The organism is Rhizorhabdus histidinilytica, assembly GCF_900167915.1.
In the GTDB taxonomy this organism is placed as follows: domain Bacteria; phylum Pseudomonadota; class Alphaproteobacteria; order Sphingomonadales; family Sphingomonadaceae; genus Rhizorhabdus; species Rhizorhabdus histidinilytica.
This window is the reverse complement of record NZ_FUYM01000022.1, coordinates 1-13,139: the sequence shown is the minus strand read 5'-3', so window position 1 is coordinate 13,139 and position 13,139 is coordinate 1. Positions and strand designations below refer to the sequence as shown.

At 68.7% G+C, this 13,139-nt stretch carries 9 protein-coding genes; 1 reads left to right on the top strand and 8 read right to left on the bottom strand.

Translation table 11 applies throughout. From position 1 onward, the window contains the following. Nucleotides 1-5: 5 nt before the first annotated feature. Nucleotides 6-479: a c-type cytochrome gene (locus B5X82_RS24750; protein ID WP_079651041.1), complete on the top strand. Its 474-nt coding sequence runs from the start codon at nt 6-8 to the stop codon at nt 477-479. A gap of 10 nt (nt 480-489) precedes the next feature. Here the strand turns inward: B5X82_RS24750 and B5X82_RS24745 are convergent, their stop codons facing one another. The 8 genes from B5X82_RS24745 to B5X82_RS24710 all read right to left on the bottom strand — a co-directional run. Continuing rightward, nucleotides 490-1,188 carry an EthD domain-containing protein gene (locus B5X82_RS24745; RefSeq protein ID WP_079651040.1) on the bottom strand — a complete coding sequence of 233 codons (699 nt, stop codon included), beginning with the start codon at nt 1,186-1,188 and terminating at the stop codon, nt 490-492. Beyond that, complete coding sequence (locus tag B5X82_RS24740) at nt 1,185-2,294, bottom strand: class II histone deacetylase (RefSeq protein ID WP_079651039.1); 1,110 nt, start codon at nt 2,292-2,294, stop codon at nt 1,185-1,187. Before B5X82_RS24740 ends, B5X82_RS24745 begins: the two co-directional genes overlap by 4 nt. A gap of 53 nt (nt 2,295-2,347) precedes the next feature. Further along, on the bottom strand, nt 2,348-4,390 hold the full coding sequence (locus B5X82_RS24735; protein WP_235862797.1) for an amidase: 2,043 nt from the start codon (nt 4,388-4,390) through the stop codon (nt 2,348-2,350). Between the two features lie 91 nt (nt 4,391-4,481). Then, nucleotides 4,482-6,179: an amidohydrolase gene (locus B5X82_RS24730; protein WP_125725491.1), complete on the bottom strand. Its 1,698-nt coding sequence runs from the start codon at nt 6,177-6,179 to the stop codon at nt 4,482-4,484. A 19-nt stretch (nt 6,180-6,198) separates the two neighbouring features. Then, nucleotides 6,199-7,779, bottom strand: a complete 1,581-nt coding sequence (locus tag B5X82_RS24725; protein WP_079651036.1) for an MBL fold metallo-hydrolase — start codon at nt 7,777-7,779, stop codon at nt 6,199-6,201. Continuing rightward, nucleotides 7,776-9,455, bottom strand: coding sequence for an amidohydrolase (locus B5X82_RS24720; RefSeq protein ID WP_235862796.1), 1,680 nt, complete (start codon nt 9,453-9,455; stop codon nt 7,776-7,778). The genes B5X82_RS24725 and B5X82_RS24720 overlap by 4 nt, the downstream gene beginning before the upstream one ends. Before the next feature lie 135 nt (nt 9,456-9,590). Next, the gene (locus B5X82_RS24715) at nt 9,591-11,315 is read right to left on the bottom strand and encodes an amidohydrolase (RefSeq protein WP_079651034.1); all 1,725 of its coding nucleotides are present in this window, start codon (nt 11,313-11,315) and stop codon (nt 9,591-9,593) included. A gap of 78 nt (nt 11,316-11,393) precedes the next feature. Further along, nucleotides 11,394-13,139, bottom strand: a 1,746-nt coding sequence (locus B5X82_RS24710; RefSeq protein WP_079651033.1) for a TonB-dependent receptor, incomplete at its 5' end; no start/stop codon positions are given.

Here is a 13,139-nt window from a genome sequence, read left to right as displayed (position 1 = left end):
CGTCGATGCGTCCGCGTCTCTTCCTCGCCGCATCCCTGTCATGCGCCACGGTCCTCGCCGTGGCGCATGCCGGCGCGTCGGCGCCGGGCGGCAGGGCGCCGAACATGGCGAGCAACGGCCGCCAGCCCCACGTCAACTACATGACGGAATGTCAGGGCTGCCACATGCCCGACGGCCGCGGCATCGCCGGCCGGGTGCCGGCGATGAAGGGGGAGCTGTACCGCTTCCTCGACGTCGAGGGCGGGCGCGCCTTCCTGGTCCAGGTGCCCGGCTCGGCCAATTCGAAGCTCAGCGACGCCGACCTGTCGGCGCTGCTCAACTGGCTGATCCCGGCGATGGGCGGCCCGGCCAAGGGCGGCTTCACGCCCTACACGCCGCAGGAAGTCGCCGCCTATCGCGGCAAGCGGATGGTCGACGTCGTCGGCACCCGCGCGAACCTGATCGCCCGCTTCCCGGCGGAAGCCCCGAGGACGAACTGACGCCCGCTCCTCACCCCTCGACGTCGCGCACCAGCCGGTAGAGCGTCTCGCAATCGGCGCCGCAGCCGCCGGTGCCGCCCAGGCGCTGCTGGATTCGGCGGGCCGCCTCCTCCGCCGCCGCGTCCGAATCGGCCGACAGCTCGAACAGGACGAGCTGCTTCGGCACGGTCACCGGATCGTGCATCAGCACCTGGTAGATGTCGTAGGGCACCGCGTTGCCCGCCAGCCCGGCGTCGACCACGCCGCGCATCGCCGCTGCCGACACGCCCGCCGAGCGGTGGAGATAGAGGTAGGTCGGCTTCGCCGCGCCGGCGTCGCGGGCGCCCTTGCCGGCGCGCCGGTAATAGAGGCGCTCGGTGACCTTGATCAGCGGCGTGCCGCGGCCGACCTGGTCCATCCGCCAGCTCGCCATCAGCATCGCGATGATCGTCTTGTCGATGTCCGACGAGCTGATCGTGTAGAGCGCGACATAGGGCTTCTCGCCCGTCACCGCATGACCGCGACGTGCCCGCTCGTAACCGGGCACCTCCAGCACGTCGGGGATGTCGATATCGTCGTACCAATGGTCGAACTCGGCGCTGCGCGCCGGATCGAGGTTGCGCGACTTGACCATCATCAGCCATTCGCGCGGCTCGGCGGCGGAGGCCGCCGACGCCAGCAGCAGCAGCCCGGCGGCCGCGCTGCGCAGGACCGCCGGGCGCGCCCTCACTTCCTGAGATCCGCGACGAGACGGTCGATCCACTGGCGGTGGAAGGCGGCAGCCTCGGGTCCCGGCTGCCACGCCTCGGCCATCTCCAGCACCGGATCGACCACCGCGGTACGCTCGCCGCTCAGCGCCTCCAGCAGGGCATGACCGCAGAAGGGAACATAGGCCTCGGCATAGCCGCCCTCATGGACAACGACGAGCTTGCCCCCGCACAGCCGCGCCGCGGCGTCGAGCATCTTCTGCGTCAACAGGCGATAGCTCTCGCTGTGGAGCAGCATGCGGGCGAGCGGATCGACGCTGTTCGCGTCGAGCCCGCTGGCGACGATGATCAGCTCGGGCCGGAAATCGTCGAGCGCCGGAACGACGATGTCGTCGAACGCCTGGACATAGGCGTCGTGCCCGGCACCGGCGGGCAGGGGTATGTTGAGGTTGTAGCCAAGTCCGGCGCCCTCGCCGCGGTCCTCCGCGCCGCTATAGCCCGGCGGGAAGCAGCGATCCTGGTGGATCGAGATGGTGAGCACGTCGGCGCGATCGTAGAAGATCGACTGGGTGCCGTTGCCGTGGTGGACATCCCAATCGACCACCGCGACCCGCGAGATGCCGTGGCGGGCCTTCGCCACCTCGATCGCTACGGGAATATTGGCGAGCAGGCAGAAGCCCATCGGGGTGTCGGCGAGGCAGTGATGCCCGGCCGGGCGGCACAGCGCATAGGCATTGTCGACCTTGCCGGCCAGCACATCGTCGACCGCGGTGATGGCGAGGCCGCAGGACAGCATCGCGATCTCGAATCCGCCCTTGCTGAACGGGGCGAGATGGCCGAGATCGCCGCCACCCGCGTCACTCGTCGCCTTGAAACGGTCGATATAGTCGCGCGGGTGGACGCGGCAGACGTCCTCGACCGTCGCCGGAACCGCCTCGGGCAAGACCAGCTTGCGGGTCAGCCCCGACGCATGGGCGAGGTTGAGCAGGCGGCGCTTCGAATCGGGCGTGTCGGCGCCCGCCGTGCCGCTGGGCGGCTGCACCCAGTCGCCGACCGGCAGGAACAGCGCCTGCATGCCGGTCGCGTGCCAGAAGGTGCGTTCGTCGGTGTAGAAGCCGGTGCGGGCCATGGCTTTCTCCTTCGTCTATCCGTGGATGATGGGCGCGATGGGCGCGGACGTCATCAGGCGATCCCCCCCATCACCTGGTAATCGCCGATGCTGCGGCCGCCCGGCGCGCTGTGCAGGGCGACGACGACCGAACCGTAGGCGCCGCGCCAGCGGCTGTGCAGCCGGGTGTGTGTGTCCATCGGCAGGCGCGCCTCGCCGGTGAAGCGGCGGCCGCTGCGCCGAACCGAGAGCGGCCGGCCGTTGACGAACAGGCGGATGTCGCCCGCATCGCCGCCGACGATCTCACCCTCCACCGCGATGCCGCAATGGCCGCTGTCGTCGACCGGGAGCAGCGTCGCCCGCCAGTCGAGCCGGCCGGCGTCGCCCGAGACCGCCGCCCGTGCCTCGCCCGCCAGCGCCCGCTCCTCGGGCAACGGCGGGGTGCGGCGCGGCGGCAGGACGCGCCGCCGGCTCGCCTCGAACGCATAGGCATAGGCGAGCAGCACATTGTCGTCATAGGCGCGACCCGCGAAGGTCAGGCCGACCGGCATTCCGATGTCGGCCATCATCCCCATCGGGACGGTGACGGTTGGGACGCCAAGATGGCGGATCGCCTGGTTGCCGTTCGCGACCCAGACGCCGTTGCGCCATGCAGCGTCCTGCGACAGCGGATTCACGTCGCTGTCCGCCAGCCCGACGTCGGCAACCGCCGGGAACACCACCGCGTCGAGGCCGAGCCCGGTCATCCAGTCCTCGAGGTCGATCCGCCGTGCCTGTTCGAGGCCCGCCAGCCCCTCTTCGAGGAAAGCGATCTCCTCGCGCGGGGTCACCCCGTCGCGCGCCGCCGCCTCGGCGAAGGCGGAGAAGGGCGGGATGCCCTCATAGCGATCGGGCAGGAAACCGGGGATCGCCGGCAGGATCTTCTCGCCGTCGACGTCGGCCAGCCGGTTGAGCCTGGGGTCGCCGTTCGCGCGGAGATAGTCATCCCAGGCGAAGATCGTCAGGTCCCAGCCCTCGGCCTTGGGGAAGCCTTCGGGGACGAGGCCGCGCTCGACCAGCCGGTTGGCCGGCAGCGGATCGGCCTCATAGTTGGCGATCAGCGGGAAATCGACCTCGACCACCTCGGCGCCGAGCGCCCTCAGGTCGCGTTCGGCGAGGCCCCACAACTCGACGATGCTCGGCCGCGTCGCGATCGGGCGTGGACCGTCGGGGTCCTTGTTGATGTACATGCGCGGGATACCGATCCGCTTGCCCGCCAGCGCGCCGGGATCGCGCAGGCTGCGATAGTCGGCCGGCCGCACCTCGGACGCCTTGGGGATCGCGACAGCGCCCTGCTGGCGCCAGAAATCGCCGCGCGTCTCGGGATCGTCGGCGACGAGGATGTCGAGCAGCTCGAGCAGGTCGTCCATCGTGCGCGCATAGGGGACGACGACATCCATCGTCGCGATCAGCGGCCAGTTGCCCCGGATAGAGATCACCCCGCGCGACGGCGTATAGGCGGCGAGCCCATTGTTCGAGGCCGGCGCGCGGCCCGACGACCAGGTCTCCTCCGCCAGGCCGAAGGCGGCGAAGCCGGCGGCGGTGCCGGTGCCCGACCCGTTCGACGATCCCGAGGCGAAGGCGGCGGTCAGGAAATGCTCGTTATAGGGGCTTTCGGCGCGGCCGTAGACGCCGCGCTGCATGCCGCCCGCCGCCATCGGCGGCATGTTGGTCAGTCCGATCAGGATCGCTCCCGCCGCGCGCAGCCGCGCGATCGCATAGGCGTCCCGGCCCGCGATCAGATGCTCGAACGCCGGCGACCCGCTGGCTACGGTGAGTCCCTCGACCGCATAGCTGTCCTTGGCGATATAGGGGATGCCGTCGAGCGGCCCCAGCGTCTCGCCGCGCGCGCGCCGCTCGTCGGAGCGCCGCGCCTCCTCGAACATCGCCGGGTTGAGCACCGGAACCGCGTTGAGCGCGATACCGTGCCGGTCATAATGGGCGATGCGGTTGAGATAGAGGGCCAGCAGTTCGACGCTGGTCAGGCGATGCTCGTCGAGCGCGCGGCGCAGGTCGCGGAGGCCGGCGTCCATCGTCGACGGGTTTTCGGCGGATGCGGCCTGGACGGATGGGGACACGGTCTTTCCTCGATGATGGTCCGGCGGCGGGATCGATCGGGATCGCGGCGCACCGTGCGAAAGGCGCTGCCGCGATCCCTCCTCCCCTACCTCAATCGGCGGTCAGCGGCGGCGGATTGGCCGCGTCATAGACCAGCTCGCCATCGATGAAGGTCATGCGGACCTTGGTATCGTGGATCTGGGTGACCGGGACCTTGAACGGGTTGGTCTCGGTCACGACGATATCGGCGTGCATGCCGGGCTCGATCGAACCGACCAGGTCGCGATCGCCCATCGCCGCCGCCGCGTCCGACGTGAAGATGCGCAGCGCCTGGTCGAGCGTCACGCGCTCGTCGGGCGCGATCGTCTTGTCGCCGCCCCCGGGCTTCTGGCGCGTCACCATCGTCTCGATCGCGAGCCAGGGATTGACCGACGGGACCACCGACCAGTCGGAGCCGGCGATGACGTTGGCGCCGGTGTCGAGCGCCTCCTTGATCGGGGTGAAGCGCTTCATCATCTCGTCGCCGACCGCGTTGCGGACATCGACGTCGGTGATCGGCGTCGGATACCAGATATAGGGCGAGAACTCCCAGGTCATGTGCAGCGCCCGCACGCGCGGGATGTCGGCACGGTCGACGAAGCTGTTGTGGCCGACCTCGTGCGCCGATCCGCCCCAGCCGTTGACCTTGCGGGCATGTTCGACCGCGTCGAGCGCCGACCGCACCGCCGCGTCGCCGACCGCGTGGAACTTGACGTGGAGACCCATGCGATCGAACCGCGCGATGCCGTCGTTGAGCGCCGGCTGCGGGATCATCAGGATGCCGGTCCCGTGCGGATCGGCATGATAGGGATGCAGCATCGCCGCGGTCTGGCTCTCGGTCGGCACGCCGTCCATGAACACCTTGACGCAATCGGCCTTGAAGCGGCCGACCGTATAGTCGGCGCGGGTGCGGATCAGCGTCTCGCCATCGGCGTCGCCCGGCGACCAGACGATGCAGCCCCGCGCGCGCTGCTTGATGATGCCGTCGCGCGCCAGCCCGGACAGGGTGCGGACATTGCCGGTGCGGACCGACGCGTCGGTGAAGGAGGTGATGCCGAACGACAGCATCTGCCGCGTCGACAGCGTCATCGCCTTGCGCTTCAGCGCGTCGGACGGCTCGGGCATCGCCTTTTCGAGCAGGTCGGCAGCATTCTCGCGGAACAGGCCGTTGGGCTCGCCCTTCGCATCGCGCTCGATGATGCCGCCGGGCGGGTCCTTGGTATCGCGGGTGACCCCCGCCGCGGCGATCGCCTTGCTGTTCCCCCACAGGCTGTGGTGCGCCTCGTCCGACAGCAGCACCGGGTTGTTCGGTGCGACCTTGTCGAGGAAGGCGCGGTTCTGCTGGCCCTTGGCGAAGGAGCCCGCCGACCAGTTGCCGCCGACGATCCAGGCGCCCGGCTCGGCCTTCGCCGCGCATTGCTTGATCCGCGCCGCGATCACCGCCGGCTTGGCGGCGTTGGGGAAGCCGCAGGCGAACTGTTCGAGCCCGGCGAACTGGGTGTGGACGTGCATGTCGTGGAGGCCCGGGAACACCGCCGCCCCCTTCAGGTCGACGACCTTCGAGCCTTCGCCGCGATAGGCCTCCGTCGCCTTGGCGTCGCCGACCGCGACGATCACCCCGTCGCGGATCGCCAGCGCCTCCGCCCAGCCGCCGGGGGTGTAGACCTGCCCGTTGAGCAGAATCGTGTCGGCGGGCTTCTCCGCCGCGAACGCCCCCGCTGCGGCCATCGCGAGCGCGCCGCCCGCGAGCAGCTTCGTCATCATCCGCATCGTTCCTTCCCTCTCGCCGTCACAATGTCGCCAGGTCCTCGGTCTCGGCCTTGAGCTGCCGCAGGAAGGCGTCGAGCTCGGCCTTGCGGCCGGGCGTCAGCGCCTTGCCTGCGGGCGACAGCACCCGCGCCGGCACCTTGGCCAGATTGTCCTCAAGCATCTTCACCACGTCCGGTCCGTCGGGCTTGCCGCCCTGCGCGTCGGCGAGTGCCATCACCCGCGCGACGCCTACCGCGCCGAGCCAGTCGAGCGCATCGGCGTCGTGCAGATAGAGCGCCTCGGGCGTCCTGGGATCGCGATCGAACATGTGGGTGCGGATCGCGGCGCGGACTGCGTCGATCTTGCCCTCGGGAAAGCCGCTGCCCTTCAGGATCGTATCGACCGTGTCGGCGGCGCGATCGGCATGGTCGACGCCCGCCGCCTCCCATTTCGGGAAGGCCGCCATGTCGTGCAGCCAGGCCGCCGCGAACAGCACGTCGTCGTCGAGCCGCACGCCGTCGGCGCGGGCGAGCTGCCGCGCCAGCGCATAGTCGCGCGCGCTGTGCGAATAGCCCCAGGCGGGGTTGCGGAACTCGGCCGCCGCGAGCGCGCGAACCTTGGCGCGCCAGCCCGTCTCGGCGCGATGGCCGACCGTCGTCGGCCGCACCGGCACATGCTCCATCGCGCTGTACTTCAGGAAGAAGTCGGCCTGCTTGTAGCCCGGATAGAGCGCGACCATCTTCGCCATCGCCTCTTCGGGCGTCTTGGCCGCCGCCGTCACCCGCAGGAAGTCGTCGATATATCGGACCGAGGGATCGAAGATCCGCATGTCGCTCGGGTCGCCATGCCCCGGATAGACGATCGGGTTGAGCCGGGCGTAGCGCGCCTTCATCCGCAGCAGCTCGGCCCGCCAGTCGAGCAGGTCCGCGCGGCTGATGTCGTCGCCCATCCAGAAATGGACGCCGTTATAGCCGAGGTCCGACAGGAACAGGGCGTTGAGATCGGGGCTGTAGACGGTGGTGATGTGCGGCGCCTCTGCACGCATGTGATCGGTGTCGAGCTGGAGCGTGCCGCCGCCGACCATCTCCAGCGTCGGCGACGCCAGCACCTCGATGTTGCGGTCATAGTCGAAGCCGTCGGGATGGGCGGCGGTCTTCGGCTTGAGCGCGGGATCGAGCGGCGGCTCGGCCCCGGTCTCGCCGCCGCTGTCCATATAGACGGCGTAGCGCTCGATATCGGCCTTGATGTCCTGGTTCGCAACGACGATGCGCGCGTCGGGGAAGGCTTCGCGGAACACCGCCATGCCGGTGAAATGATCGGTGTGGCCGTGGCTGATCAGGATGTGCGTCAGCGGCAGCTTCATCGCCTTGATCGCGGCGGCCAGCTTGCGTGCCTCGGCGGCCTTGCGCTGCACGTCCATCACCACCAGCGAACGGCCGTTGGAGAAGATGAACGAGTTCACGGTGGCGAAGTCGCCCTTGTAGACCGTGACCGTCATCGGATGCCGCGCGGCGACGGGCGGTGGCGCGGCGGACGACGCGCCGGGCGCCGTCGCCGCGCTCATCAGCAGGACCAGCGCGCCGCTGCGCAGAACGGCGCGCGCGATCCCGCCCGGGCTCATTTGCCGGCGGTCCCCGAGCGGTCGAACACCACCGCGCCGTCGATATAGGTCTGCTGCACCTTGATGCCGTGGATCTGGGTCGGCGGGATCTTGAACGGGTTCTTGTCGATGACGATGAAGTCGGCGCGCTTGCCGGCCTCGATCGACCCGAGTTCCTTGTCGAGGCCCATGCGGGTCACCGCGTTGATCGTGAACATGCGGATCGCCTGCTCGACGGTGATCGCCTCGTTCGGGCCGAAGCTCCTCGCGCTGCCGCCGACATTCTGGCGGGTCACCGCGGTCTCGATGCCCAGCCAGGGATCGGGCTCCGGAATCACCGCCCAGTCGGAACCGGCAACGACCAGCGCGCCCGAGGCGAAGCCCTCCTTGATCGGCCAGACGCGCTCGATCCGCTTGGCGCCGACCGCCATGGTGATGTCGTCGTTGATCGGCTGCGGGTCCCACAGATAGGGCGAGAATTCGAGCGCGGCGTTGAGCGCCTTGCCGCGCGACATATCGGCCGGATCGACGAAGGTCTCATGGCCGACCTGGTGCATCGGGCCGTTCGGGCCGTTGACCTTGCGGACATAGGCGATCGCGTCGAGCGAGGCGCGCACCGCCGCGTCGCCGGCGGCGTGGAACAGCACGTTCAGACCCTTGCGGTCCCATTCGGCCATACGCGGCTGGAAGGTTGCCGGATCGAACAGCAGCAGCCCCTTGGCCGGCGCGTTGGGCTGGCCCGCCTCATAGGGCGCCAGCATCGCGCCCGTGTGGCTGTCGGTCGGCACGCCATCGGCGAACACCTTGACGCAGGTCGGCTTGAACCGGTCGCGCGTATAGGTCGGGATCGCCGCGATCGTCGCGTCGAGATCGGGGTTCACATGGCCGGCATGGCTATAGGCGATGCAGGCCTGGACATGCTGCTTGAGCTGGCCCTTGTCGTAGAGCGCGTCATAGACCTCCAGGTCGTCGCGGAAGGCCATCGCCTCGACATAGCCGGTGATGCCGTAGGACAGCAGCAGGTCGAGATTCTTGCGCAGCGCCGCCTGGGTCAGTTCCTGCGACTGCGGCGGGACATGCTTGAGCACCAGGTCGCGCGCCGTCTCGCGCAGGATGCCGGTCGGGTTGCCGGCGGCGTCGCGCTCGATGATGCCGCCCTCGGGGTTCGGCGTGTCGCGGGTGATCCCCGCGATCGCCATCGCGCGGCTGTTGACCCACAGGCTGTGGCCGCTGACGTCGAACAGCAGGGCGGGCCGGCCGGGTGTCGCGGCGTCGAGCGTCGCGGCCGTGATCGGGGTGCCCGTCAGCACCGACGACTGCCACTGCCCGCCGGTCACCCATCCGCCCTCGGGCTGGGTGTTCGCGCATTCGGTGACCGCGGCGAGGAACGGCTTCGGGGCGAGATCGGGCGAGATGCGGCAGCTGCCCTCCCCGCCCTTCGCCTGCAGCACCGGATGGACGTGCATGTCGTACAGGCCCGGCAGCACGGTCCGGCTCGCGAGGTCGACCTGCGTGGCGCCCGGCGCGGCCTTGCGCACCTCGGCGTCGCTGCCGACCGCGACGATGCGGCCGTCGCGCACCGCGAAGGCGGTCTGCCAGCCGCCCGGCGTATAGACCTGTCCGTTGGTGTAGACGGTGGTCGGCGAAGCGGCCTGCGCCGCCGACACGAGGCCGGCCACCGCGGCCGCCGCCATCATCCGCCGGAGTCCCTTCCGAATTCCCGCCGATCCTGAAATCATGATCATCTCCCTTGATCGAATGCCGATGCGGCCGGTCTGCGTGGACGGCGGATGCGCGATGCGGCGAGCCGCCCGTGCCACCGCCGGCACGCCCTATTTCGCGTAGATCAGTTCGCCGCCGACATAGCTCTGCGTGACGACGACGTTGTGAAGATCGGTAGCGGCGATCTTGAACGGATTGCGGTCGAGGACGATGAAGTCGGCGACCTTGCCGGCCTCGATCGTGCCGTGGCTGTCGGCATAGCCGAACTGCCGGGCGGCATTGATCGTGAAGATGTCGATCGCTTCCTTGAGGGTGATCGCCTCGTCCGGGCCATAGACCTCGCCGGGCCGCTGGTTGTCGGGCGCGCGGCGCGTCACCAGCGTCTCGATGCCGATCCAGGGATTGGCCGACGGGATCACCGACCAGTCGGAGCCGGCGACGACCAGCGCCCCCGAATCCAGCCCCTCGCGCACCGGCCAGACCCGCTTGATGCGTTCGGTGCCGGAAGCCTTGATGATGTCGTCGTTGATCGGCGACGGGAACCAGAGATAGGGCGAGAATTCGAGCGTCGCCCGGATCGCCTTGGCGCGCTTCATGTCCTCGGGCTGGATGAAGGTCAGGTGGCCGACGTCATGGGTGGGTCCGTCGGGACCATTGGCCTGACGCGCGGCGGCGATGGCGTCGAGCGCGGTGCGCGAGGCCTGGTCGCCCGCCGCGTGGAACTTGACCGTGACGCCCATCTTGTCGAGCCGGGTGACCAGCGGATCGAGCTCCGCAGGCTGGACCAGCAACAGGCCGCGCTTCGGCTCCTTGACCTGCCCATGCTCGTCGGGGGCATAGGGATCGATGAGGGCCGCGGTATGGCTTTCGGTCGGAACGCCGTCCTCGAAGACCTTGACGCAATCGAGCTTGAAACGAGCCGAGCCGTAGCGTTCGCGATCAGCGATCGTCCGGTCGAAGGCGCTGTTGTCGCCCCATGTCCGCCCATAGACGAGGCAGCCGCGGACATGCGCCTTGAGCTGGTTGCGTGCCGTCAGCGCCTGATAGGCCGACAGCCCTTCGGGGGTGACCACGGCGTCGACGAGCGCCGTGACGCCGTAGGAGACGAGCGTATCGATACCGGTCTTCAAGGCCCGGACATTGTCCTCCGCGCTCGGCGCCGGAATCTTCTGGCGGACGAGATGGGCCGCGCTTTCGCGCAACAGGCCGTTCGGCTCGCCCGACGCGTCGCGCTCGATGATACCGCCCTTGGGATCGGGCGTGCCGCGCGCGATGCCCGCGGCCTTCAGCGCCAGGCTGTTGGCCCAGGTGCTGTGACCGCTGATGTCGGTCAGCGAGACCGGATTGTTCGGGGCGATCGCGTCCAGCATCTGCCGGTTCGGAGGGGTGTCGCCGAAGGAGCTCGCCGCCCATTGGCCGCCGACGATCCAGGCGCCCGGCTTGGCCTTCTTCACGCAAGCCGTGACGGCATCGAGAATCTGCTGCGGCGCCGAGCCCTGCTCGAACTTGCATTGCTGGAGCGAAAGACCGGCCCCGAGCGGATGGACATGCATGTCGTGGAGACCGGGTATTACCGTCTTGCCGGCCAGATCGACGATGGTGGTGATCGCCGGATATCGTTTCCTCAGCGCGGCCCCCTCACCGACGGCGGCGATGCGGTCGCCCTGCACGGCGATCGCATCGACCCAACCCGAAGGGGTGTAGATCTCCCCGCCGCTCAGGATGAAATCCGCTGCCTGCGCGGTGCTCGGGATGATCGATGCGACCAGGATCGGCGCCGCCGCCGCCATCATCCGGCGGATTCCGTTCCGAATCCCGGCCGAGCCTGAAGTCATGATCGTCTCCCCTGTCCCTGTGGATGGAGGAGCCGCGGCGGCCTCGGCCGAGCGCGGCTCCCCCCTGCCTGCGTCCGCCTAGAAGCGGTAGGCGATGGTCGCGCCGAAGGTGCGCGGCCGCACGACATATGATTTGTAGATCGTGGCATTGTTGTTGTCGCGAGCGCGACGGCCCTGCCAGACAGCCTGATCGAGCAGGTTGTTGACGAACAGCGACAGGTCGATGCCGTTGATGCGGTAGCCCGCGCGCATCGACAGCGCCTTGAGCGCCGGCGCGTTGGTGAGCGTCGGGTCCGAGCCGCCGTTGCGCGGATCGATCCCCGGCGTCAGGCTCGACTGCCGCGAACGATAGTCGAAGTCGGCGCGGATGTAGGAGTCGTGATGGTCGCGCAGCGACAGGTCATATTGACCGTGCACCGACACCGTCCATGGCGGCGACACCACATGGTTGCCCTTGGTCACCAGCGGCACCGTGGCGAGCGGGCCGCCGAAGAAGGTGTCGAGGAACTTGGCGTTGGTGTAGCCGACTTCGGCCTGGACCGAGAAATCGTCGGTCAGGCGATAGTCGAGCTGAAGGTCGAAGCCGCGGCTGCGCGCCGAGCCCAGGTTGGCGGTGAACTGGAAGCCGCAGCCGCCGAGGCCGACGACCTGCTGGATGTTCTTCCAGTCGATCTGGTAGACGCTGCCCTGCGCGCTGAAGCGGCCGGTGCGGGTCTTGAGGCCCAGTTCATAGCTCCACACCGAGTCAGACTTATAGGTCAGCGGCCGGCCGTTCGGATAGCCGAGCGGATCGAGATCGCTGGCCTGGCAGGGGACGCCGACTTGCGGGTTGTAACCGCCCGGACGGAAGCCCTTCGAGGCCGAGGCGTAGACCAGCGTGCTCGGCGTCACCTGGAACTCGGCGCCGAACTTCGGCGTGAACGGCTTTTCCTTCTGGCGGCCGACGTCGGTCACCGCCGGACCGACCACGGGGCCTTGCGCGAAGGAGTTGATGTTGAACTTGGTCTGGCCGTAGCGCAGGCCGACAGTCAGCGTCAGCCGGTCGACCGGCTTGAAGTTGACCTGGCCGAAGGCCGCGATCTGCTCGTCCTTCGAACTGGTCGACTGGTCGTAGATCAGGCGGCCGTTGACCAGCGGCGGGAAGATGCCGACTAGGAAGGGCGCGTACTGGAACAGGAACGGATCGTCGACCTGCTGGATCGAGATCTGCTTGGCCTTCTGGTAGAAGCCGCCGACCTGCCAGGTGAGCGCTGCGTCGCGATCGGAAGACGCCAGCCGGATTTCACCGGTGGTGATCTTCTGCGTGTTGACGAAGTCGGAGAAGCCCTGCTGGTTGGGGAAGATCGGCAGGGTGATGCCGGTGAACAGGCTCTGGTCGAACAGCGTGTAATCGGACCGGAAGGTCTGCTTGCGGTCGAAATAGGAGGCGATCGCGGTCAGGTCGACCGGGCCGAACGCATATTGGACGTTGAGCGTCGGCAGGTAGAAGCGGTCGCGGCCCGATTCCGGAACCCGGTTGCCGTTGAGGAACTCGCCCTTGTCATAGTTGGAGAACTGCGCGTCCGGCACGCTCGGGTCGGCGCGGACATTGTCCCAGGTCTCCGGGCTGTCGTTGGTGTAGACCTTCTGATAGGCGATCGACGGCGTGATCTTCAGCTCGGGCGTCGGCTCCCAGGTGAAGGCGATGCGGCCGACATAGCTGTTCTGATAGTTGCTGTCGTCGGCGACGACGCCCTTGTCTTCGAAGCGGACCCGGTCGATCCAGCCGCCGTCGCGGCGATAATAGCCGCTGACGCGAACGCCGAGCTTGTCCTGGATCAGCGG